Raw genomic sequence first — 23,556 nt, 5'->3', positions numbered from 1 at the left:
TCATTATTAAATAGTTAATAATCTAATATGAAAATATCAAATAAAAATAAATTCTTTGAGGACGATGATTTTAGATACTTTACTACAGTAAAAAACGACATAATATCTCAACTAAATAGTTATATTAATAGTAGTTCATTAAGAAATTTTTTTTCGAATCATCATCATAATGATAGAGCTAAAAATACTTTATATTATATTGACAATTGTCCAAGCATATCAAATATTGAAGAGATTCTTATTAATGAAAAAAAATTATTTGAAGGTAATCAACGAAATATTTGGCAAAACTATTATTATACTACAACTCAACAAAATGTATATTTAAGTTCAAAATATGCAGTAAATTTAAAAAATAAAAATAGAGAAAATTCAACATATTATAATACGATTTTACGTTGTATTTCTATTGTAGAAAATGTTGATAATCTATATAAATTAAGACAGCTTGGAGGACTTAACGTTGATTCTCAGTACAATGATAAAACAGTAAGGGAAACAGAAAATTTTTATAAGGGAATAATGAAATCAAGACATAGAATTAATAGTTTTGTATTACAGGATGAGATTAAAGATATTTTTTTAGAATATAATCAAATTTATATTTATGTGATTATTTTAAATGAAAATAATGAATATAAAATGAGAATTACTAAACGTAGTCCGCCAATTTTAGATTATGAAAATACACTTACGAGAAGAGAATTAAATTATCATTCTCTTATTGCATATAATGATGAATATAATTCAGATAATTTTATTAAAAATGGTATTAGTGATGAAATTAAAGTTTTGATGGCTGGTGAGTTAAAATGCATTAATGATTCTACAGTCATAGTCAATAATTCAAGTGGACATTTTAAACCAAGTCATCAAAGATTAGAACTACTTAAGGACTTTCTTAAAAAAAAGTTACCTGGTTATAAGGTTGAAATTGAGTTATTTTAGTATTATTGTTCGCATAATATATATTATGTTAAATTATTGATTGAATACTTAGATTAGTTTTGAAACTGATATATTTTGCCTATATTCATCATATCTATTATCTTGGTTAGATATACTCTCTTTTTAGCTTCTCAATTATTTCTATACTTGCTGGTAAGAAATTATAATTATCAAGTTCAGAAATATTTACAAGTTTTAATTGTTGATTTTCTTTTGGATATGGAACACCTTCATATTCATCTATGATAAAAAATTCTAAATAAACTTCGATGTTATTTTTATTTAAATGTTTTTTCTTTAGATAAGGTTTAATAGATTTAACTATAACACCAACTTCTTCATTAACTTCTCTTTTAATACAATCTTTAAAACTTTCATTATTTTCTACTTTACCACCAGGAAATTCCCAGTAATCACTATAAGTTTGAAATTTTTGTCTTTGACTTATGTAGACTTTGGTCTTATATTCATCTAAAATTATCGCCACTGCAGCGTTTATTCGTTCCATTTTATAAAAAATTAACATTGTTATTAAGAAATATAATATGTTCCAAAACCATAAAAGTGAAATTTTATTAGCAACACCTCTTATTAAAGATGATGCTATATTTACTAAATCAGTTATTTATTTATGCCAAAATGATCGTCATGGAGCAATGGGGTTAATTATAAATAAACCTTTGAGCGATAAGCTAGAAGATGTATTTGAAGAACTTGAAATACCACATACGAATACTTTTGAAGAGATATTAAGCCACCCTCTTTATATGGGTGGTCCGATAAGTCCTCACAAAATACTAATACTTCATACTACAAATGGTCGAAACTATAATTCAACTATAAAACTTGATGAAGGTTTGGCAATTACAGCTTCTATAGATATTTTAGAAGATCTTGCTAATAATATATTGCCAGAATATTTTTTACCTATTGTTGGTTATAGTTGTTGGACAGCAGATCAACTTTCAGATGAGATAAAAGCTAATGACTGGATTGTCACAGATAAATTAAGTAAGAAAATTTTATTTAACTACGAAAATAAGACAAAATGGCAGAATCATTTAGAGCATGCTGGGTATAGCTTACAAAACCTAGATTCTTTATTTAAAAATATAGGTAATGGTTAATGTTTCAATCTCTAATTGCTATAGACTTTGGTAAGGCTAGAATTGGCATAGCTAGTGGTCAAATGATTACAAAAACTGCTACACCTATTGGTACAGTTGAAGCCTATGATGGGGTATCCAATTGGATTGAGTTAGATAAAATTATTAAACGCTGGAATCCTTCAGATATTATAGTTGGTCTACCTTTAGATACACAAGATTTTGAGACTGATATTACAAAAGCTGCAAAAGATTTTGCTAAAGAAATAAAACAAAGATATCAAAGAAACGTACATCTCATAAATGAAGCTTATTCAACTCGTGAAGCAAGGTGGCGTTTAGAAGAAGTTAAAAGTAAAAAAGTAAGCCATATAAAAGTAGATGCTTTAGCTGCTTGTGTAATTCTCGAAACATGGATGGCAGAAAATTAAATAAGTTTTAAACATAGTAATAATCTAGATATTTGCTAAATTTTAACTTAAAATATCCTGCATAATTTTTCATATTTTTTATTATAAACAAGGTTCTATACTTCAATGAATGAATATAATTTTGATCAAATAGAGCAACAAGCTCAAAACTACTGGCGTGAAAATAACTCTTTTAAAGCTGTAGAAGATAAAAGTAAAGAAAAGTTCTATTGTCTATCGATGCTACCGTATCCAAGTGGGACATTACATATGGGGCATGTAAGAAATTATACAATTGGTGATGTAATAGCTAGATACCAAAAAATGCAAGGAAAAAACGTCTTACATCCTATGGGTTGGGATGCCTTTGGTTTACCTGCTGAAAATGCTGCTATTAAACACAAAAGATCGCCTGCTGAGTGGACAAAGAGTAATATCGCACATATGAGAAGTCAGCTTGATTCTTTAGGTTTTAGTTTTGACTGGTCAAGAGAAGTTGCAACATGTGATGAAGATTATTATAAATGGGAACAATGGTTTTTTATTCAGCTTTATAAAAAAGGTTTAGCATATCGTAAAAACTCAGTTGTAAACTGGGACCCTGTAGATCAGACAGTTTTAGCTAATGAGCAAGTTGTTGATGGTCGAGGTTGGAGATCTGGTGCATTAGTTGAGAAGAAAGAAATTCCTCAATGGTTTTTAAAGATTACAGATTATGCAGATGAGCTGTTACAAGATATATCTAAATTAGATAATTGGCCAGATGCTGTTAAAACTATGCAAACAAACTGGATTGGTAAATCTAAAGGTTTAACAGTTAAGTTTAAGATTCAAGACTCTAATCAAGATATAGAAGTTTTTACAACTCGCCCTGATACTTTGATGGGTGTAAGTTATCTTGGAATTGCACCTGAGCACCCTCTTGCTTTAGCAGAAGCTAAAACAAATTTTGAGTTAGCAAATTTTATTGAAGAATGTAAAAAGTCTTCAACAATGGAAGCTGATTTAGCTACACAAGAAAAGAAAGGGTTTAAAACGAACATAAAAGTAATGCATCCTATTTCTGGAGAGACAGTAGATGTTTGGGTAGCTAACTTTGTGCTTATGGGATATGGTTCTGGTGCTGTAATGTCTGTACCAGCGCATGATCAAAGAGATTGGGAGTTTGCTAAGAAATATAATATCTCTATAAGACAAGTTATTGATTCTGATGATAAAAAAATAGAAATTGACTTGGAAAAGGAAGCTTTTGTTGAAAAAGGAATATTAATAAACTCTGGTGAATTTGATGGCTTAAATTTTAAGAAAGCGTATCAAGCAATTAAAAAATATCTTTTTGATAATGATAAAGGATATGAGACAACAAATTTCCGGATTCATGATTGGGGAATTTCCCGTCAAAGATATTGGGGCTGCCCTATTCCTATGATTCATTGTGAGCATTGTGGCTTAGTTCCTGAAAAAGAAGAAAACTTACCTGTTAGATTACCAACGGATGTAACTCTTACAGAAGCTGGTTCTCCATTAAAAGATATGCCTGAATTTTTAGAAGTTAAATGTCCTAGTTGTGGCTCTCAAGCAAAAAGAGAAACAGATACATTCGATACATTCTTTGAATCATCTTGGTATTACGCAAGATATACATGCCCTACTGCTAATCAGATGTTAACTGATGAAGCAAATTATTGGCTACCAGTAGATAAGTATATTGGAGGTATTGAACATGCTATTATGCATTTGTTATATGCTAGATTCTTCCATAAATTAATGCGTGATGAAGGTTTAATAACTTCAGATGAGCCTTTTATAAATCTACTTACTCAAGGTATGGTCCTAAAAGATGGCGCTAAAATGTCTAAATCTAAAGGTAATACTGTAGATCCTCAAGAGTTAATCGATATGTATGGGGCTGATACGGTAAGATTATTTAGTATGTTTGCAGCTCCTCCTGAGCAGTCATTAGAATGGTCTGAAACAGGTGTTGAAGGAGCTAATAAGTTTTTGCGTAAAGTATTTAACTATGCTCAGGCAAATAAAGATGTTTTATCAAAAAAAATAAACCTTGATATTAATAGTTTGACAAAAAATGATAAAATAGCTCGTTTTGAAATACATTCAAATTTAAAGCAAGCTATATTTGATTTTGATAAAAGCCAATTTAATACAGTCGTTTCTGCTTGTATGAAAATTTTAAATACTCTTAATAATTATGATGATCTTTGTGATAGTGTCAAGGCTGAAGGATATAGTATTTTACTAAGAATATTATCACCATTTACTCCTCATATATGTCATTATTTATGGCAAGAGCTTAATTTAGGTGATGACATTTTACATACAACTTTTCCTTCGGTAGATGAAAAAGCCTTAGTAAAAGATGAGTTTTTATTGGTTGTACAAATAAATGGTAAATTAAAAGTAAAACTAGAATTAGATGCTTCTTTAACTAAAGAAGAAGTTGAAAATAATGTTTTAGAAAATGAGCACGTTAAATCATTTATTGAAGATAAGCAAATTGTAAAAGTAATTTATGTACCTCAGAAGCTTATAAATATAGTAGTTAAATAGAGAGAATAAATAATGAAAAAATATATAATTTTGGTATTCATTTTTTTACTAGGCTCATGTGGTTTTCATCCTCGTGGAGTTGTAAGTCCTACAAGTACAGATGCTGGAAATTTTAGTAGTTTAGTTGGTACTAAGTTTTATGTTGAAGCGAATAATTACAATTCTCTTTCTAATGAAATTAAAAGAAATTTAAGAGCATATAAAGCCGTAATAGTTACTGATGATAAAGATGCTGATTATATAATAAATATACAATCAGCTGATAAAAGTTCATTGCTTACAAGTGTAGTTGGTGGAGCATCGAATAATACTTATCAACTTTTCTATAGGGTTACGTATAATGTTGTTAAACCTCATAAGGAAACTCCTGTTATACCAAATAACACTATTGATGCCCAACAATTCTGGCAATCTAACTCTGGTACTCAGTTAGCTCAGAACTATGAATCTGTTAGGATTTATAATTATCTTCAATCAAGTATAGTACCAAGAATTGTTGCTCAAATTGCAGCATTATTACCAAGTAAAGCTTCTAATACCTCGCTACAAAATAAAAAATCTTTAAATTAGTGTATATTTATATAACTAATGCTTAAATTATAAGGAAATTTTAATATGAATCAATTAAAAGACTTCTATGCTAGTGTGCTTAGTAGTTATAGTGACCTTGCTGGTATATTAAGCTTTCTAACGATATTTATAATAATATTAGCTTGTTCGTGGATAGTTAATAAAATTCTTAAACGATATATCGTAACAATTGTAAATAAATTTGTAATTAAAATCGGTGGTAAATTAGGAGAAACATTAATAAACTATAAAGTTTTCAATAAACTTTCTCATATTGGCCCAGGAATATTTATATATTTAGCAATAAATCTTGGAGTTAGCTCTGAACATGATTGGACAGTTAGTTTAGTAAATGCAATTCAGCTAATATCACAAATATATATAACATTAACTATAATCTTATTTTGTATCGCTTTTATAGATGCTATTTTTAACTACTTTCAAAAGCTTCCATATTTTAAACATCATTCATTAAAGAGTTACGCTCAAATAATAAAAATAATCTTATATTTTTTAGCTTTTGTATTAGTCGTTTCACAATTACTTAATAAATCTCCTATAGCCTTTTTAACAGGTTTGGGGGCTCTATCTGCTGTACTAATGTTAGTATTTAAAGATACTATATTAGGCTTTGTATCAAATATTCAAGTTGCTGCTCTTGATTTGGTACGAGTTGGTGATTGGATAACTATTCCATCTGCAGGTGTAGATGGTGATGTTATGGAAGTTTCTATTAATACTGTAAAGATACGTAATTTTGATAAAACTATATCAACAGTACCTACTTATACACTTATAAATAATAGTGTTCAGAATTGGCGTGGAATGGTTGAAACTGGAGGACGTAGAATCAAACGTTCTATCAATATTGATATCGATACTATTAAATTTTGTGATCCTGAAACTCTAGAAAGTTTAAAAAAAGAACCTTTATTAAAAGATTATATTATTAGTAAGCAAGGTGAAAAATTAACAAATATAACCTTATTTAGAGCTTATATTGAAAACTATTTACGTAATCATCCTAAGATACATACTGGTCTGACCTTCTTGATTAGAGAGTTACAATCAAGTGAAACTGGAGTTCCAGTTGAATTGTATATCTTTACAAATGATACAAATTGGGTTAACTACGAGAAAATTCAGGCTGACATTTTTGATTATGTATTTGCTAGTTTACATATGTTTGATTTAAAAGCTTTTCAGGCTATTACTGGTAGAATTTCTAAATAAAAGCTTAACTTTTCTGATAAAATTTCTAAATTAAAATCTAACTTTTAAAAGAAAAATTATATCTGATGAGCTTAAAATCTTTTACAACCTTTATACTATTGTTTATAGTAAATATATCATTATGTCTTGCTGCAAATGTACCTATTGAGATGTTTGATTTATCGAAATACTCGCAAAATGCTAATTATTATATTTCTAAATCGGGAAAAGGATATGAAAAGCCTTTATTACCTAAAGCTGAGCAAGATAAACTTCTAAAAAAAATGATATCTCATTCTGTTGGAAAGAATTCTCCATGGTCAGAATCTTTCTATAAAGAGTATTCACAACAAAATAGCCTTAAAGATTGGGTTAATGAACAAATTAACGATATAAATAATAGTAAGCTACCAGACGATGAGAAAATTTATAAAGAAAATTTTAGACTTTTTACAGATCATGAATATCAAGATGTTATAAAAAATATAAATTTTAATGATATAAATAACTTTAATAAGTATAACAGTAATAATAGAGCTATAGTTACAAGAACAACAATGTCATATTCTGTTCCTTATGACAAGCCACTCTTCTTGAATTTTACATTACCTGGACAAGGATACCCTTTTAGTAATATTAATGTTTCATCGTTAAATATTGGTGAATCTGTATATATTATTTCCACATCAAAAGATAAAAGATGGTATTTAATTCTTAGTTCTTCTTTTTATGCATGGGTAAAAGCTAATAGTATTTCAAAAATTTCTAGTGCTCAAATCCAAACTTGGAATACTGCTTTTATAAGAAAAAGTATTTCAATTAGACGTTTTGAGACTCCTATATTTAATTTAGATAATAGATTTAGACAGAATACTTATCCTGGAACAATATTACCAGTATTAGATGATGATAAGAATTACTATGAAGTATTAATCCCTACACAAACAAAAACCGCTAGCTTAGCTTTTGTAAAAGCTAAAATAATAAAACATGATGCTACGGAGATACCTATATTAGCGACTCCTGCGAATTTTGTAAAAATTATTAAAGAAACTCAAGGCTATCCATATGGTTGGGGAAATCAGTATTTTTATAATGATTGTTCATCTGAGTTAAGAGCTATATACCAAGCTTTTGGAATATGGTTGCCAAGAAATTCTAAAGATCAGTTTAAAGCATATAGTTCTATGAATCTTGATCAAGAAACTTTAGAGCAACGTAGACAAATACTATTAGAAAAAGCACGACCATTCTTGGATTTTATATATATAAAAGGCCATGTAATGTTATATATAGGTAAGACCTCAAATCCTTATGATCCAAAACAAATAGTTCCAGCGACGTATCAGCAAGTTTGGGGATTAAAGGATAAAGATAATACTAAAAGATCTGTAATAGGAGAATCTATATTTTTACCATTATTAGATAAATATCCAGAGGATCCTTCTTTGGAAAGTGAACTAAAAAAACAAATTTTTAGAATTGTTCAAATAGCATAATACTATATTAACACTTAGGTAGTGTTACACCAACTTGACCTTGATACTTACCACCTTTATCAGCATATGAAGTTTCACATTGTTCATCTGATTGAAAGAACAGCATCTGTGCAACACCTTCATTAGCATAGATCCTTGCAGGTAATGGTGTTGTATTTGAGAATTCTAATGTTACGTAACCTTCCCACTCAGGCTCTAAAGGAGTTACATTTACAATAATTCCACATCTAGCATAAGTTGATTTACCAAGACAAACTACCAAAACATCTCTGGGGATTTTAAATTTTTCAACAGTTCGTGCAAGAGCAAATGAGTTAGGAGGGATTATACAAACATCTCCTTTAAAATCAACGAAGTTTTTATCATCAAAATGTTTAGGATCAACTATAGAAGAGTTAATATTTGTAAAGATTTTAAACTCATCTGCGCAGCGAACATCATAACCATAACTTGATGTTCCATAAGAAACTATTTTTTCATTATTCGCAACTTTAACTTGTCCTGCTTCAAAAGGTTCTATCATCGAATGCTCTTGAGACATTTTTTTTATCCATTTATCTGATTTTATAGACATTTTTTCTCTCTTAATTTTCTAATTTAACACCAATAGAATCTAAACTACTTGCTTTAGGTAGCTTTTCAATCTCATTTAATACATTCTCTGCTACGGTCATATAGCTTGTATTAATATTATCATTTTTATTTAAGCTAACGTAAGGCTTTCCATAATCAGCATTCTCACGAATATCTTTATGTAATGGTAAATTACCAAGAAATTCAATATTGTTTTTACCACATAGTAAGTGAGCTCCATCTTCACCAAAGATATGGTCACTATTACCACATTTTGGACAAATATAGTAACTCATGTTCTCTATTATACCTAAGGTTTTAATATCTACTTTCTCAAACATTGCAATCGCACGTCTTGCATCTATTAAAGACAAATCTTGTGGAGTAGTTACAACTACAGCCCCTGTTACAGGCATATTTTTAGAAATTGTTAGTTGTATATCACCAGTACCTGGAGGTAAATCTATAAATAGATAATCTATTTGACCCCAATCAGTATCATTTAAAAGTTGCATTAAAGCTCTAGAAACTATAGGTCCTCGCCAAACTACAGCAGATTCAGAGTCGATTAGATTTCCAATAGAAATCATTTTTACACCATAGCGTTCAAGAGGTATGATTTTTTTCTTATCCGTAGTTTGTGGGTTATCTTTTAAATCAAAGAGTGTTGGTTGGCTTGGGCCATAAATATCAGCATCTAGAATCCCTACTTTGGCTCCCATTTTTGCAAAGCTTACAGCCAAATTAGCTGTAACAGTAGATTTACCTACACCACCTTTACCAGAAGCTACTAATATTATATTTTTTATATTAGGTAGGAGTTTTTGTCTTTTCTGAACTTTTCTTTTTAATGTTTTTTCAATAGTTATCATACTAATTTGCTAGCTTTTAATAATATATTAGTTATTATCTATATAAATTTGGATTTAATTATACTTAAATAAAGATGCTTAAAAAAGATGATTTTAAAACGATTTTACTTACAAGTATAGGTGGAATGTTAGAGTTTTATGATTTTGTAATATTTGGGATGTTTGCGATTGTATTAGGTAAGACTTTCTTTCCTCATGAAGGATCTCAAGCCCTGCAAGCATTATCGGCTTTTACAGTATTTGCTGTAGGATATTTTGCTAGACCTATAGGAGGTATACTTTTTGGTCATATAGGTGATAAATTTGGACGTAAAAAATCTTTTATATTAACTATATTGTTGATGGGTTTAGCCTCCTTTTTTATTGCACTGCTGCCATCTTATAGTAGTGCTGGAATTTTTGCTACATTACTATTTGTATTATTGAGAATTATTCAAGGAGCTGCTATTGGTGGTGAGATTCCAAGTGCTGTAGTTTTTGTAAGAGAAACCTTAATAAAGAATGGTGGTTTAGCCTGTGGTATTATTTTCTGCTTTATTAATTTTGGTATTTTCTTTGCTGAAATTACAAAAGTTATCACAACTTATTTTTTAAGTGATCAATATGCATGGCGTGTTGCCTTTATGTTAGGCGGTATTGCTGCTATTATTAGTTATTTTTTTAGAAAAGAAATACATGAAACAGCTACATTCTTGAATAAGAAAACTGAATACAAAATTCCTTTGGTAAAGTTATTCCAAACAGAAAAAATAGCTATGGTTAGAGCAATCGCTGCTATCTCAATTTTTGCAATGGTTGTTGGCTTCTTTTCATTATACTTACCGACATATTTTAGTTTAAATAAAATATCTAATAGTTCTAGTTTAATTTTACTAAATTTATTTGTTTTCTCTGTTATTTCTATTCCTGCTGGATATCTTGCAGATAGATTTGGAGCATTAAAAATACTTTTTGTTGGTGGTATTGGATTATTAGTTTTTGGTAGTATTTTTTACTATGCGATAGTTATAAATTCTAGTTATTTACTTGTTGTAATGCTAATAAATAATATTTTTATGGGATTAGTTGTTGGAGTTACTGCAAATTATGCAAGTACTCTTTTTACGCCAGGAGTTCGTGCTAGTGGTTTAGGCTTTACTTATAATATTAGTTTTGCAGTTTTTAATGGAGCTTTTTTAGCTTTAGCAAGTTTTGGAGTTGCTGAAGGAGTTATGCTTACACCTTTATATTTAATTTTGGCTGTAGTTATTATTTCTTTACTTGTTTTAATTTTTACTAAGGAGTCTTGCCAAGACATTTCTATATAGATTCCATCAATTGTGTTAGAATCTAATTACTAGTTCATATCTTTAAAATAAATATGAATGATTTTTTGTCTAGCCTTGTATATATATTAGAAGCAAATTTTATTTTATTTATTTGCCAGATTTTTACTATACTTGTAGTTCTAAAACTTATAGTAGATAAAAAATCAGCTTCAAATATTTTAGCTTGGATCTTAGCTATTTTATTTATTCCGTATATTGCTATTCCTTTCTTTTTTATATTTCAGCGTAAAGGAGCTCGTAGGTTTTGGCAAAAAAAGACTATGGATATATATTCTTCATCTTCAGCGAATAGTTATTTAAGGAATGATGTAAATGAAGAATTACCAAAAAATGTTGTTACTACTTTTTCAAATCTTAAACTGCCAACACTTACTATGTATAATTCTTTTGAGATATATACGGATGGTGTTAGATCTTTTAAGGCTTTTATTAAAGCTATTAATTCTGCAACAAAAAGCATATATATTCAAACTTATATACTTAAGAATGATGCAACCTCTAAATTAATATTAAATGCTTTAGAAAAGAAAGCTGCTGAAGGCGTTGAGATTAAAATTTTGATTGATTCTCTTGGATCACTCTATGTTTATTTCCATAATAAGAGAATATTTCGAAATTTACGTGCTTTAGGTGCAGAAATAGCTTTTTTTATGCCTATACTTACAAATCCTTTACGAAATTATATTAATTATAGAAATCATCGTAAGATTTTTATTTTTGATAACAATTTAGTAATGAGTGGAGGTATTAATATTGGAGATGAATATATGTCCCCTATGTATCATGATGGTATGTGGAGTGATTTATTATTCAGTCTTCAAGGTGAGTCTATATTGCATTTTTTGAATGTTTTTTGTTCAGATTGGTATTTTGCGACTAATCAAGAGCTTGACTTTAAATTAGAAAATAATATTCATGAAAAATGTTTTACTCAAATAGTTCCATCAGGGCCAGATAGACAAAAAAATGAACTTTATGCAGGACTTATTACAGCGATTAATTCAGCTCAAGAAAAGCTTTGGATTATAACACCTTATTTAATTCCCTCTATAGACTTGTTACAAGCAATCACTCTTGCTAAATATCGAGGTGTTGATGTAAAAGTAATTACTCCTAAAAACTCAGATCATAAAATAATAAATCGTGCTAGATCAAGTTATATTAGAGATTTATTATCACATAATATAGAAGTACATTTTACAGAGAAAATGATTCATGCTAAAGCTATACTTATAGATTCAAATATTGCGATACTCGGTTCGATAAATCTTGATAATAGAAGTTTATTTTTAAACTATGAGTTAGCCACTTTTGTATATACTCCTAATCAAGTAAAAAAACTTTATCTATGGGCTGAAAATATACTCAAAGATTCAAGTCAAAACTCAGGACATTTACCAACTAAAAAAAGTAGTTTAATAGTTGAAAGTATAATGAAAATACTCACACCTTTGATGTGATTAATTATAGTAGCTAATCTATCTAGAATATTTTTACTATGTTAGAATGCAAGAATAATAATTATTTTATGCTGCTTTTTTAAAAATGGAAAATTTCTTCTTAAGTCTACTATACATAATAGAGGCAAATATTGTTTTATTTATTTGTCAGGCTTTAACAATATTAGTTGTATTAAAACTAATTGTAGATAAAAAATCAGCATCAAATATTTTAGCCTGGCTTTTAGCGATACTTTTTATTCCTTATATAGCTATCCCCTTCTTTTTTATATTTCAAAGAAAAGATAAGCGTAGTTTTTGGCAAAAAGAAGCAATGGATATTAGTCAACCTGCATTACAAGAAGTATGCCTAGCAAAAGAGCATAATTGTACAAATTTGCCTATGGATATTATTAATGTCTTTTCTAGTATGGATCTACCAACTCTTACAGGAAAAAATTCTTTTGAAATATATACAGATGGTGTTAAATCTTTTCAAGCTTTTATAGAGGCTATTAACTTAGCTGAAAAAAATATTTATATACAAACATATGTTTTTAAAAATGACACAACATCTAAACTAGTAATAAATGCTTTAGAAACAAAAGCTGCAGAAGGTGTTGAAGTTAAGATGATGATTGACTCTCTTGGATCTTTATATGTGTATCGCCATAATAAAAAGATATTTAAAAATTTAAGAAAATTAGGTGGTGAAGTAGTTTTTTTTATGCCAGTTTTAACAAATCCATTACGTAATTATATTAATTATAGAAATCATCGGAAAATATATATTTTTGATAATAAAACAGTATTTAGTGGTGGAATGAATATTGGTGATGAATATATGTCTCCAATAGAGCATGAGGGAATGTGGGATGATTTATTGTTTAAAATTCAAGGGGAATCATTATTATATTTTCTAAAAGTTTTTTGTTCAGATTGGCATTTTGCGACTAGTCAAGAATTAGACTTTAAAGTTAATCAAGATACCTTACAAGAAGGTTCTGTTCAGGTAATACCTTCTGGCCCTGACTTACAAGAAGATCAGCTATATTCAGGATTAATTACGGCTATAAATTCAGCAAAAGAAAAACTATGGATTATAACACCCTATTTAATACCTTCAGCTGAGCTATATCATTCTATAGTCTTAGCTAAGAAAAGAGGTGTCGAAGTAAAGATTATAACACCAAAGCACTCTAACCATAAAATAGTAGATAGAGCTAGAGCAAGCTATATACGAGATTTCTTGAAATTTAATATAGATATTCATTTTACAAAAAATATGGTACATGCAAAGGCGGTTATAATTGATGATAATCTTGCAATGTTAGGTTCAGTAAACTTAGATAATAGAAGCTTATTTCTAAATTATGAAATAGCTACTTTTTTATATAGCCAACATCATGTTAAACAACTATATGATTGGGCAAATAAGATTTTAAAAGATTCTACTAAAGATACGAGCCATATGACGACTAAACGTACTAGCCTTTTGGTAGAGAGTTTTATGAAAATTTTAACTCCTCTTATGTAATCAATTAAATTGATTTTATTGTATAATAACTATTAAAAAAATAATTACAGTTATAGGAGATTTTAATGTCTGTAAAAAACAAAGTTACACTAATAACAGGAGCTGCATCTGGTCTTGGATTAGGCATGGCAACAGAATTTGCAAAACAAGGTGCTAAAGTTGTAATAGCTGATTTAGATTTAGAAAAATCTCAAGAAGTAGCTAAAGATTTATCATTAAAATATGATGTAGAGACTTTAGCAGTGCAAATGGATGTGACAGATGAAGGGCAAGTAAATGCAGGCGTAGATCAGACTGTAGAAAAATTTGGTCGTATTGATACTGTAATTAATAATGCAGGTATTCAGATAATTTCACCAATAGTTAGTTTTAATGTTTCATCATGGAAAAAGTTATTTGATATACATATGACTGGTACTTTACTAGTTACTCAAGCTGCAATGAGACATATGATTGATTTAAAAACTGGTGGTAGAATTATTGTAATTGGATCTGTTCATTCTGTTTTAGCATCAAAAAATAAAGCAGCATATGTAGCAGCAAAACATGCTCAAGTTGGTTTTGTTAGAGCTTTAGCAAAAGAAGGAGCTGAACATAATATTTCATCTAACTTAATAGGACCAGGTTTTGTGTTAACTCGACTTGTAGAAAAGCAAATTCCAGAGCAAGCTAAAGAGTTAAACATCTCTGAAGAAGAAGTAGTCAAAAATATTATGCTTGGCGGCACTGTTGATGGTGAATTTACAACTGTTCAAGATATTGCTGATACCGCAATATTTTTAGCAGGATTTAAAACAAATGCATTAACTGGTCAAAAGTTTTTAGTTAGTCATGGTTGGGGAATGTAAATAATAATAAATTCTATGTTATATTAGCTCTAATATAGATTCACTTTTATTCTAAATGTCTATTTCTATCAGAAGAAAACTTGGTCAGTTAATTATGATGGATTTTCGCTATTGGGGTGAAGATCTTGATAATAAACCTCTTGCTTTTACTAAAACAAATCAAATAATTAATAAGCTTTTTAAAGATTATAATTTAAGTGGCTTTATTCTCTTTAAAGAAAATATTGAAACTAATGAGCAAACGATTTCTCTTTTAAGAGGTATACAATCGAATGTAACCATCCCACTCTTTTTTGGTATAGATCAAGAAGGTGGTCGTGTAAATCGTATTAAGCAAGGAACAAGTGGTTGTGGCAATATGGCTCTTGCTGCTACAAAGAATCCAGAAAATGCTTATACTATGGCAAAGCTAATAGGTGATGAGTTATATAGTTTAGGAATAAATACGAATTTTGCACCTGTAGTTGATGTAAACTCAAATAAAAATAATCCTATTATTGGGGTTAGGTCATATTCAGATAATCCAGAAACTGTTATAGAATACGCAAAATCTGCTATAGATGGTTATCATGAAGCTAAGATTATCGACTGCGTTAAACATTTCCCAGGTCATGGTGATACGTCCTCAGATAGTCATTTAGGTAGCGTAAGTGTAAATAAGAGTTTAGCTGAATTAGAGAAAACGGAATTACTACCATTTCAAAAGTTAGTCAGTAAATATAATATGGTTATGTCAGCGCATATTAGTATGCCAGCTTTAGATGATAGCATTCATAAGTCAGTTTCAACAGGTCAAGATATTGGCATACCAGCAACTCTATCTCACAATATTATTACAAAATTCTTAAAAGAAAAAATAGGTTTTAAAGGATTAGTTGTATCAGATGCTATGGATATGAAAGCCATTGCTACACATTTTGGTTCTATAGAAGCTACAAAATTAGCAATATTAGCAGGAATTGACATAGTTCTAATGCCTGTACGAATTTGGTCAGAAAAAGATGCCTATAAACTTGAAGAGCTTTTTAGATCTCTCGAAAATGAATATATAGAAAATACAGCGTTTGCTTTAGCTGTTGATATGGCTTATAGCAAAGTTTTAGAGTTTAAACAGAAGCATAATTTATATAATTCACATATTTATAAACTCTCTCAAAATGAACAAGTTAAGGTTGCTAATCTAGTTGTTAACTCTAAAAAACATCAAAAAATTTCTTTAGATATTGCTAAACAAAGTACTACTGTAGTTAAGAACTCAGGAATAATTCCATATCAGTTAGAAGATAAACAAAGTATTTTAATTATAGATTCTGATAGGCAAAGATTGAGTGAATTTTGTGAAATATTAAAACAAATAATATCTAGTCAGAAATTAAATATAGATGTTATTGTGAAGCATATTAATGATGAGCTTGAAATTGATATACATAGTAGTGACTTAGTTTTACTAGTATCTGAAAGTTTAAAGAAGTATAGTCATCGGCATTCAACTTTAACATCAATAGCACCTGAAAAAACTATAAATATAGCTGCTTTAACTCCTTATGACATTGATTATATTAAGAATGTACAAAATTATATTTGTATTTATGGCGCAACTTCTATTGATCAAACCAACTATACAGTTACTTCTTTAAAAATAAATATACAAGCTGCTTTAGAGAATATTTTTTGTAATTAATTCTAGAAAGTTTTTGATCCAAAAAATTCAAAATGGATATTAGTGTTATTTACACCATTTTTTAATAAACTTTCTTGAATAGAAAGCATAAAATCTGTAGGCCCGCAAAAGAAATATTGTGCATTTGAAGCTTTATTTCTTAAGTGTTTATTTACTATATCTAAGTTAACTAACCCCAATTTAGCTTCTTCTTTTTCAACACTCTCGTAGAAGAAAATAGTTTCTAATCTAGAGTTTTCTTTTGTTAAATCTTTTAATTGGTTTGCAAATGGGTGCTCTAATTTACTTTTTTTACCACAAACAAAAATTATCTCTCTAGTATTTTTTGTTTTTAACTCTGATAAAAGCATACTCATAAGTGGTGTTATGCCAATACCTGCTGATATAAAAACTAAAGGAGCATTTGATTTTTGTTCAAGATCTAAGAAGAATTCTCCTGAAGGTGGTGCAACTTCAATACTATCTCCAACATTTATATTATTAAAAAAATGCTGAGATGCATTGCCTTTTTGTTCTTTTTTTACCGTTATTCTTAGATAATCTTCATTTGTAGCTGATGAAATACTGTAATTTCTCATCGTTGTAGTGTTTTCATAAGGGAATCTCACAGTTATATATTGACCAGGTTTGAAGTTAAAATTTTTAATAGAATCATTCTTTAGATAAAATGAGTATGTATTTATACTTTCTTTTTCTTTTTTGAATACATCAAACTCTATGAAGTCATTCCAACCATACTGTTCTAATTTTTCAGTGTAGATATTTTTTTCACGATTTATTAATATTTCTGCTAGCAAATTATAAGCTTCATTCCAAGCTATGACAACATCATCATTATCAGATAAGTTTAATAACTCTTTAATTGACTCTATTAGATTAGTACCAACAATTGGATAATGCTCGGCTTTAACTTGTAAAGAAGCATGTTTTTGAGCAATTAACTCAACTGCTTGACCAAGAGCATCTAAATTATCAATATTTTTAGCATAAGCTAGGATAGCTGCTGCTAGAGCTTCAGGTTGATTAGAGTTTTTTTGACGCGATAAGTTAAAGAATTTTTTTACCTCTGGATTATACTCAAACATTCTATTATAGAAATGTTTTGTTAATGCTACACCATTTTCTTCTAATACAGGGATTGTAGCTTTTATTGTATCTATGTTTTTTTGGCTTAGCATAATGGTTACTCTCAGATTAATCTTAAAATATAATATGCATTATAGATGCATATTATATTTGATGCAAATTTATTTTATACTTTCTTAAAATATTTATAAAAATTTGCTATATGAATTTGACGTCATTTACTGACTACTCATTAAGAATTTTGATAATTCTAGGGTCTAATCCATCTCAAAAATATAAGACAAAAGATTTAGTGAATATTTTAGATATTAAATTAAATCATGCTACAAAAATTATAAATAACTTATCAAATTTAGGTTATATAAATTCATATAAGGGCAGATTTGGTGGGATATCAATATCTCCAGATATTTATGATATTAAGCTATCTGATATTATTAAAAACCTAGAACCTATGAATATAGTAGAATGTTTTAATAAAGATAAACCTCTGAGCTGTCCTTTAATACCAAACTGTAAGCTTAAATCTATATTAAATGAAGCAACTAATGATTTTATGACAAAACTTAGTAATTATAAGTTTTCAGATATTTGTACAATTAGAAATGATATGAAAATATTACCTTAGTTAGTATTTTCATAAAAGAATGTTTTTGCTAGATCAATAGTCTTTTGAATATCTTCATCACTATGTGCTATAGAGATAAATCCAGCCTCATATGCAGAAGGGGCTAAATATACGCCATTTTCTAACATATAAGCAAAAAATTTATTAAACATACAAAGGTTTGTTTTACCTAGGTCTGAGAAGGTATTTACTTCAACCTTGTCATTACAGAAAAATAGTCCAAACATACCACCTAAATATTTAGCATGAAAACAAAAATCATATACTTTTGCAGCTTCATTTAAGCCATCTACTAATTTCTTAGCTTTTAATTCTAGCTCATCATAGAAACCGTCTCTTGAGATCTTTTCTAAGGTATGTAATCCTGCAACCATTGCCAGAGGATTTCCTGATAGAGTTCCTGCTTGATATACAGATCCTGCTGGTGAGATCATTTGCATAATATCTTTACGACCACCGAAAGCCCCTACTGGCATACCACCACCAATAACTTTGCCTAAAGTTGTAATATCTGGCTTAACATTATAGATACTTTGAGCTCCGCCTAATGCAACTCTAAAGCCAGTCATTACTTCATCAAATATAAGTAGAGCATTATTTTCATTACATAATTCTCTAAGTTTTGCTAAGAAATCATCTTTAGGAAATATCATATTCATATTTCCAGCTATAGGTTCAACTATAATACAAGCTATCTGATCTTTATATTTCTCAAAAAGTGCTTTAATAGAGTCAATATCGTTAAAACTTGCTACCAATGTATCCTTGACAACATCTTCTGGTACACCAGGAGAATTAGGTTGGCCTAAAGATAATGCACCAGATCCCGCAGCTACTAGAAACTCATCTGCATGACCATGATAGCAACCTTCAAATTTAATTATTTTATTTCTATTTGTATAAGCTCTAGCAAGTCTAATAGCACTCATAGTGGCTTCTGTACCAGAGTTCACAAAACGGACTTGTTCAATATTTGGCATAAGCTCAGTTATTTTTTTAGCTAAGTCTATTTCTTGCTTACATGGAGCACCATAGCTTAAACCATTTTTTAACTGGCATTGCATAGCTTCTAAGACATCATCATCGCCATGACCTAGAATCATTGGTCCCCAAGATCCTATATAATCTATATATTTATGCCAATCCACATCATAAAGATAAGCACCTTTTGCAGATTTTATAAATCTTGGAAAATCTTGTCCTACACTTTTAAAAGCTCTAACTGGAGAATTTACTCCGCCAGGAATATATTCTTGAGCTTGCTTAAATAAATTTTCAGATTCTTGTATTTTATTATCCATTTTGTCATCCCAATATAAAATTTATATCAAATAATTTCACTTTCTAAAATTTTTTTTGTATTAGCTTCTGCTAAAATTTTATTTAAAAGCCTTATTAAAACAAAAAATATTGCAGCTATTATAAATGCTACTAATGCCATTATTAAAAATATATGCATATACATTGGATTAGTCGCTTGATATGACAGTGTTGCAGTATTATCGGTTGATGCAATTGCATAATTTGAAATTGGCCCTGCTAAATTTATCCCAAAAGCAACGTTTAAAAATAAATATCCAGTAAATAAGCCTTGATGTTTAGGATTCATCATTTCACCTGCCATTGCATAGTTTACAGCATTTACATGAATTTCGCCCATAGCGACAATAATCAATAATAAAATTGGAAAAATGACGTTTGATTTACCACCATCAGCTAAAAGTATACCTAAAGGTATCATAAGAAAAGCTATAATATATACTGCTAAGCCCTTAACTACTAAAAATCCTGGTTGATATGGGTTGTTATTTCTTTGTCTTCTTTTCATTGATATAGCAAGAATAAAACCAAATATAATAACTCCCAAGCTCTCAAACATATTTACTGTAGCTGGAGCCATAGGTATACCAAATAATGATTTTGTAGTATTAAATTCAACAAAATTTTCTAAAGCAGTTGATTGTAATCCTTGAACACAGGCAAATACCATACTTGCTACTGACAAGATTAAATAAACATATATTTTTAGCTTATATTGGTGCGACTGTCTCGCTGCAAAAATTAACATAAAAATTAGAATTGCGATAAATGCTACATAAATAAGGTAAGATGCAAAAACTGGATGATGCATCAAAATATAAGCAAAGATTAAACATCCAAGGATTATTAAAGGAGCAACTAAAAACTTTTTGTTTAACAATGAGAATGTTTCTACAAAATATGTAGCTTTATCATTAACATATTTCCATGCAGATAAATGAAGAACAGTCGCGATTAGTAGACAAATAGCAGCAAAATAAAATGCTGCACTATATGATCCAATACCTTGAAGATATCCTGCTATGAAGAAGCTTGCAACAAAACCAATATTCATAAAGCTATAGTTTACCGAAAATGCTATTCGACGACGTTTATCATTTTGATCAAATAATTGTGTTAGCATCATATTTATACAACTAACATTTAATCCTGATCCTGTAATAAATGTAGCCATTCCCATTAAAACAATTGCTTTTGCATGTATAGCAATTAAACATAGGCCTATAAACTGTAAAAATAAACTTACAAAGAATAAGCCTCTAAAACTTAAGTATCTACCACCAACAGTTCCACCTAAGAAATGAAATAAGAAATTAATTGCAAAAAAACTAGAAGTAAGCGTATTAGCTTCTGTTTTACTTATACCGATATAATTAGTCAAATAGAAGTTTAATAGTCCCATCAATACGGCATAGCCAACTGTTGAAAAAATCTGAATTAGATTTATGTGAAGCACCCCTTTCGGAAGTTCTTTATAATTAATCATATATTTTTATACCTGTTAAATTTTAAATTAGAAAGATTCATTAGTGAGTATAAATTTTATTTATTCTACATCCTTATTTTCTTCTTTCATCTTTTCTATCTTTTCTATCTTTTCTATCTTTTCTATCTTTTCTATCTTTTCTATCTTTTCTTCAACTGCCTGCATTAATAAACTAGCTGCATTTATTTTTGTAGCTTTATAAATCTCTTGGATGCCTGTAGGACTTGTAATATTAACTTCAGTGAGTTTATCTCCTATCACATCAATACCTGCAAACATTACCCCCTGCTTTTTAAGCTTTTTAGCAACTTTCTTAGCAATTTTATAGTCGCTATCTTTTAGTTCTCTAACGTCTGCTGTAGCACCTACGGCTAAGTTTCCACGGTTATCTTTTTCACTAGGAACACGAGCTAATAAATACTTTATAGGTTCCCCATTAACTATTAGGATTCTTTTATCACCTTCTTTGATTGCCTTTTGATAATCTTGAACCATAATATATTTTGACTGATGTTCTGTAAGAACCTCAAGAATTACATTCTTATTTTTATCACCATCTTTAATCCTAAATATAGAGCTTCCACCCATGCCATCTAATGGCTTAACTATAATATCCTTATGTTCTTCATAGAATTTATTTATTTGCTTATAGCTTCTAGTAATTAAAGTATTTGGAGCAAATTTAGGGTAGTTTGATATAGCAACTTTTTCATTAAAATCTCTTAGAGCTTGAGGGTTATTAACTATTAAAACGCCATTTTTTTTAGCTAAATCAAGCATATATGTAACATATATATACTCCATATTAAAAGGAGGATCTTTACGCATAAATATGCAATCTAAATCTAATAGAGAAAAGTCATTATGTTGTGATAAAACTTCATACCATGTTTGCTTAGTTTTATGGATTTTTATTTTAAGAGAATTTCCTCTTGGATTACCATTAATAATATATAAATCATTAAGATAAAATGTATAAACTTCCCATCCTTTATCTTGGGCTGCTTGTAGCATCATAAAAGTACTATCTTTTGAAATATTAAAAGAGTTTAAATCATCTATTATAAATCCTACTTTCATACCTATCCTATTTTATATCCATTATATTTACTCAAATCTTTACCATTTAAAATATCAGCTATACTTAACATCTTTTTATTAGGAAACTGAAGCTGCTTAAATCTTATAACCTTATCATTAGTACAAACATCAAAACCTATTTTTGAAATATTTAGTATAGTCCCAGATATTTCATTGCATGACTGTTCTAATATTTCAAAATCACCTACTTTTATAGTTTTATTATCTAATATAAAAAATGCAGATGGCCAAGGTGTAAATGCCCGAATATGACAGCTAATCTGCCAAGAAGTTTTAGCGAAATCTATCAAACCTTCATGTTTAGTAATTTTGTGAGCATATGTAGGTTCACCTTTTTGGGGCTTATGCTTAATAGTTTCAATATCATCTAAAGTTTCTATTAGTGGCTGTATTGATAAACTAGCAAATTTATCATGAAGAGTTTCTGATGTATCAGTATCTTTGATATCTATTTCCAAAATATTCAAGATATCTCCAGTATCCAAGCCTTCATCCATTTGCATAATACAAATACCAGTCTTATCATCTCCTGCTTGAATAGCTCTTTGTATTGGAGCTGCTCCACGCCACTTTGGCAATAGCGAAACATGGATATTTAAGCAACCATATTTTGGGATATCTAAAAATGCTTTTGGCACTATTATTCCATATGCTATAACTATAATCACATCAGGATTTAACCTTTTTAGCTCTTCTAAAACTTCTGGATTTTTTCTAAAAGATAATGGTTGAAATACAGGAGTACTATGCTGTAAAGCAACTTCTTTAACTGGCGAAAACTGAACTTTTTTACCTCGCCCTTTTTCTCTATCTGGTTGTGTAAGTACAGCTTGAATATTATGTTGTGTTTTATATAGGTCTTTCAAAACTTGTGCAGAAATATCAGGAGTTCCTGCAAAAACTATATTTAATTTTCTCATTGTATTATTAGTCCCTAAAAGCATAAGCTCTTAATGAAACAGTACTTAGTTCACTAATTTGTCCTTCTGGATATAAACAAACATATTTAATCTCATTCGCACCATTATCAGCTGCTAGTTGTATTGCTTTATGTAAATTTTCATCACATAGTTTTTGGAAATCTTTTTGGTTACTTACATGTACTGATGTTCTAATCTGACCTATATTACCTTTAGTATCACTCTCATAACGTAAATTAAAAACCCTTATATTATTCGGGTCTGTTTTAGGTAACTCTGTAGAGTATACAGGTAAAAATATTCCTTTTACCTCATACTTACGATTGAAAGTAAAAAAATATATACAAATAACGAAAATTACCACTAAGATAACTGCGTAAATTAAGTTTTGCTGAAGTCGTCCCATCAGATGTATTTTTAGAAA

The 23,556-nt window shown here is 29.1% G+C and carries 22 protein-coding genes; 13 read left to right on the top strand and 9 right to left on the bottom strand.

Going from position 1 to position 23,556, the window contains the following annotated elements; genetic code table 11:
• The first annotated feature begins 27 nt into the window (after positions 1-27).
• On the top strand, positions 28-948 hold the full coding sequence (locus tag R8535_RS00700) for a hypothetical protein (protein WP_329495606.1): 921 nt from the start codon (positions 28-30) through the stop codon (positions 946-948).
• A 106-nt stretch (positions 949-1,054) separates the two neighbouring features.
• On the opposite strand, the gene R8535_RS00695 is transcribed toward R8535_RS00700, so the two are convergent.
• A complete protein-coding gene (locus R8535_RS00695) occupies positions 1,055-1,456 on the bottom strand; it encodes a (deoxy)nucleoside triphosphate pyrophosphohydrolase (protein WP_329495608.1) in 402 nt (133 codons plus the stop codon).
• Between the two features lie 37 nt (positions 1,457-1,493).
• Between R8535_RS00695 and R8535_RS00690 the strand changes: the two genes are divergently transcribed.
• The 6 genes from R8535_RS00690 to R8535_RS00665 all read left to right on the top strand — a co-directional run bounded on the left by R8535_RS00690 (position 1,494) and on the right by R8535_RS00665 (position 8,313).
• Positions 1,494-2,075: a YqgE/AlgH family protein gene (locus R8535_RS00690; protein ID WP_329495610.1), complete on the top strand. Its 582-nt coding sequence runs from the start codon at positions 1,494-1,496 to the stop codon at positions 2,073-2,075.
• Positions 2,075-2,485, top strand: a complete 411-nt coding sequence (gene ruvX, locus R8535_RS00685; RefSeq protein WP_329495612.1) for a Holliday junction resolvase RuvX — start codon at positions 2,075-2,077, stop codon at positions 2,483-2,485. The genes R8535_RS00690 and ruvX overlap by 1 nt, the downstream gene beginning before the upstream one ends.
• A gap of 105 nt (positions 2,486-2,590) precedes the next feature.
• Positions 2,591-5,032, top strand: a complete 2,442-nt coding sequence (gene leuS, locus R8535_RS00680; RefSeq protein WP_329495614.1) for a leucine--tRNA ligase — start codon at positions 2,591-2,593, stop codon at positions 5,030-5,032.
• Positions 5,033-5,041: 9 nt separating this feature from the next.
• Complete coding sequence (locus tag R8535_RS00675) at positions 5,042-5,602, top strand: LPS-assembly lipoprotein LptE (protein WP_329495668.1); 561 nt, start codon at positions 5,042-5,044, stop codon at positions 5,600-5,602.
• A 45-nt stretch (positions 5,603-5,647) separates the two neighbouring features.
• Positions 5,648-6,835, top strand: coding sequence for a mechanosensitive ion channel family protein (locus R8535_RS00670; protein WP_329495616.1), 1,188 nt, complete (start codon positions 5,648-5,650; stop codon positions 6,833-6,835).
• A 65-nt stretch (positions 6,836-6,900) separates the two neighbouring features.
• Positions 6,901-8,313, top strand: a complete 1,413-nt coding sequence (locus tag R8535_RS00665; RefSeq protein WP_329495618.1) for an SH3 domain-containing protein — start codon at positions 6,901-6,903, stop codon at positions 8,311-8,313.
• Between the two features lie 7 nt (positions 8,314-8,320).
• Here the strand turns inward: R8535_RS00665 and dcd are convergent, their stop codons facing one another.
• Positions 8,321-8,887, bottom strand: a complete 567-nt coding sequence (gene dcd, locus R8535_RS00660) for a dCTP deaminase (RefSeq protein ID WP_329495620.1) — start codon at positions 8,885-8,887, stop codon at positions 8,321-8,323.
• Positions 8,888-8,897: 10 nt separating this feature from the next.
• Positions 8,898-9,758: an Mrp/NBP35 family ATP-binding protein gene (locus R8535_RS00655; protein ID WP_329495622.1), complete on the bottom strand. Its 861-nt coding sequence runs from the start codon at positions 9,756-9,758 to the stop codon at positions 8,898-8,900.
• A 74-nt stretch (positions 9,759-9,832) separates the two neighbouring features.
• On the opposite strand from R8535_RS00655, the gene R8535_RS00650 reads away from it, so the two are divergent.
• The 5 genes from R8535_RS00650 (at position 9,833) to R8535_RS00630 (ending at position 16,591) form a co-directional block, all read left to right on the top strand.
• On the top strand, positions 9,833-11,065 hold the full coding sequence (locus R8535_RS00650) for an MFS transporter (protein ID WP_329495623.1): 1,233 nt from the start codon (positions 9,833-9,835) through the stop codon (positions 11,063-11,065).
• A 53-nt stretch (positions 11,066-11,118) separates the two neighbouring features.
• Entirely contained in the window at positions 11,119-12,546 is a 1,428-nt protein-coding gene (locus R8535_RS00645) for a phospholipase D-like domain-containing protein (RefSeq protein WP_329495625.1), read from the top strand.
• 85 nt (positions 12,547-12,631) lie between these two features.
• On the top strand, positions 12,632-14,062 hold the full coding sequence (gene cls / locus R8535_RS00640; protein ID WP_329495627.1) for a cardiolipin synthase: 1,431 nt from the start codon (positions 12,632-12,634) through the stop codon (positions 14,060-14,062).
• 65 nt (positions 14,063-14,127) lie between these two features.
• Positions 14,128-14,910 carry a 3-hydroxybutyrate dehydrogenase gene (locus R8535_RS00635; RefSeq protein WP_329495629.1) on the top strand — a complete coding sequence of 261 codons (783 nt, stop codon included), beginning with the start codon at positions 14,128-14,130 and terminating at the stop codon, positions 14,908-14,910.
• Positions 14,911-14,965: 55 nt separating this feature from the next.
• Positions 14,966-16,591, top strand: a complete 1,626-nt coding sequence (locus R8535_RS00630; RefSeq protein ID WP_329495630.1) for a glycoside hydrolase family 3 protein — start codon at positions 14,966-14,968, stop codon at positions 16,589-16,591.
• A 2-nt stretch (positions 16,592-16,593) separates the two neighbouring features.
• Here R8535_RS00630 and hmpA read toward each other — a convergent pair whose 3' ends face one another.
• The gene (gene hmpA, locus R8535_RS00625) at positions 16,594-17,769 is read right to left on the bottom strand and encodes an NO-inducible flavohemoprotein (protein ID WP_329495631.1); all 1,176 of its coding nucleotides are present in this window, start codon (positions 17,767-17,769) and stop codon (positions 16,594-16,596) included.
• Between the two features lie 110 nt (positions 17,770-17,879).
• On the opposite strand from hmpA, the gene R8535_RS00620 reads away from it, so the two are divergent.
• The gene (locus R8535_RS00620) at positions 17,880-18,305 is read left to right on the top strand and encodes an Rrf2 family transcriptional regulator (RefSeq protein ID WP_329495633.1); all 426 of its coding nucleotides are present in this window, start codon (positions 17,880-17,882) and stop codon (positions 18,303-18,305) included.
• Here the strand turns inward: R8535_RS00620 and hemL are convergent.
• The 5 genes from hemL to fvfA are packed head-to-tail and all read right to left on the bottom strand — an operon-like array spanning position 18,302 to position 23,538.
• The gene (gene hemL / locus R8535_RS00615; RefSeq protein ID WP_329495635.1) at positions 18,302-19,606 is read right to left on the bottom strand and encodes a glutamate-1-semialdehyde 2,1-aminomutase; all 1,305 of its coding nucleotides are present in this window, start codon (positions 19,604-19,606) and stop codon (positions 18,302-18,304) included. The two genes, R8535_RS00620 and hemL, sit on opposite strands and share 4 nt — an antisense overlap.
• Before the next feature lie 26 nt (positions 19,607-19,632).
• Positions 19,633-21,111 (bottom strand): peptide MFS transporter, encoded by a 1,479-nt coding sequence (locus R8535_RS00610; protein ID WP_329495637.1) that lies wholly within the window; start codon positions 21,109-21,111, stop codon positions 19,633-19,635.
• Between the two features lie 60 nt (positions 21,112-21,171).
• Positions 21,172-22,191 carry a glutathione synthase gene (gene gshB, locus R8535_RS00605; RefSeq protein ID WP_329495639.1) on the bottom strand — a complete coding sequence of 340 codons (1,020 nt, stop codon included), beginning with the start codon at positions 22,189-22,191 and terminating at the stop codon, positions 21,172-21,174.
• Positions 22,192-22,193: 2 nt separating this feature from the next.
• Positions 22,194-23,132 (bottom strand): methionyl-tRNA formyltransferase, encoded by a 939-nt coding sequence (gene fmt / locus R8535_RS00600; protein ID WP_329495641.1) that lies wholly within the window; start codon positions 23,130-23,132, stop codon positions 22,194-22,196.
• Positions 23,133-23,139: 7 nt separating this feature from the next.
• Positions 23,140-23,538 (bottom strand): Francisella virulence factor A, encoded by a 399-nt coding sequence (fvfA, locus tag R8535_RS00595; RefSeq protein ID WP_329495643.1) that lies wholly within the window; start codon positions 23,536-23,538, stop codon positions 23,140-23,142.
• Between the last annotated feature and the right edge of the window lie 18 nt (positions 23,539-23,556).

The sequence above is a fragment of the Francisella sp. 19S2-4 genome (genome assembly GCF_036281795.1).
Lineage (GTDB): Bacteria > Pseudomonadota > Gammaproteobacteria > Francisellales > Francisellaceae > Francisella.
Note: the sequence above shows the minus strand (reverse complement) of the source record. Positions and strands in the feature narration are given on the sequence as shown.

Coding starts and splice junctions, on each gene's coding strand:
- R8535_RS00700 (WP_329495606.1), top strand. CDS start 28: ATGAAAATATCAAATAAAAATAAATTCTTTGAGGACGATGATTTTAGA.
- R8535_RS00695 (WP_329495608.1), bottom strand. CDS start 1,456: ATGGAACGAATAAACGCTGCAGTGGCGATAATTTTAGATGAATATAAG.
- R8535_RS00690 (WP_329495610.1), top strand. CDS start 1,494: ATGTTCCAAAACCATAAAAGTGAAATTTTATTAGCAACACCTCTTATT.
- ruvX (WP_329495612.1), top strand. CDS start 2,075: ATGTTTCAATCTCTAATTGCTATAGACTTTGGTAAGGCTAGAATTGGC.
- leuS (WP_329495614.1), top strand. CDS start 2,591: ATGAATGAATATAATTTTGATCAAATAGAGCAACAAGCTCAAAACTAC.
- R8535_RS00670 (WP_329495616.1), top strand. CDS start 5,648: ATGAATCAATTAAAAGACTTCTATGCTAGTGTGCTTAGTAGTTATAGT.
- R8535_RS00665 (WP_329495618.1), top strand. CDS start 6,901: ATGAGCTTAAAATCTTTTACAACCTTTATACTATTGTTTATAGTAAAT.
- dcd (WP_329495620.1), bottom strand. CDS start 8,887: ATGTCTATAAAATCAGATAAATGGATAAAAAAAATGTCTCAAGAGCAT.
- R8535_RS00655 (WP_329495622.1), bottom strand. CDS start 9,758: ATGATAACTATTGAAAAAACATTAAAAAGAAAAGTTCAGAAAAGACAA.
- R8535_RS00650 (WP_329495623.1), top strand. CDS start 9,833: ATGCTTAAAAAAGATGATTTTAAAACGATTTTACTTACAAGTATAGGT.
- R8535_RS00645 (WP_329495625.1), top strand. CDS start 11,119: ATGAATGATTTTTTGTCTAGCCTTGTATATATATTAGAAGCAAATTTT.
- cls (WP_329495627.1), top strand. CDS start 12,632: ATGGAAAATTTCTTCTTAAGTCTACTATACATAATAGAGGCAAATATT.
- R8535_RS00635 (WP_329495629.1), top strand. CDS start 14,128: ATGTCTGTAAAAAACAAAGTTACACTAATAACAGGAGCTGCATCTGGT.
- R8535_RS00630 (WP_329495630.1), top strand. CDS start 14,966: ATGTCTATTTCTATCAGAAGAAAACTTGGTCAGTTAATTATGATGGAT.
- hmpA (WP_329495631.1), bottom strand. CDS start 17,769: ATGCTAAGCCAAAAAAACATAGATACAATAAAAGCTACAATCCCTGTA.
- R8535_RS00620 (WP_329495633.1), top strand. CDS start 17,880: ATGAATTTGACGTCATTTACTGACTACTCATTAAGAATTTTGATAATT.
- hemL (WP_329495635.1), bottom strand. CDS start 19,606: ATGGATAATAAAATACAAGAATCTGAAAATTTATTTAAGCAAGCTCAA.
- R8535_RS00610 (WP_329495637.1), bottom strand. CDS start 21,111: ATGATTAATTATAAAGAACTTCCGAAAGGGGTGCTTCACATAAATCTA.
- gshB (WP_329495639.1), bottom strand. CDS start 22,191: ATGAAAGTAGGATTTATAATAGATGATTTAAACTCTTTTAATATTTCA.
- fmt (WP_329495641.1), bottom strand. CDS start 23,132: ATGAGAAAATTAAATATAGTTTTTGCAGGAACTCCTGATATTTCTGCA.
- fvfA (WP_329495643.1), bottom strand. CDS start 23,538: ATGGGACGACTTCAGCAAAACTTAATTTACGCAGTTATCTTAGTGGTA.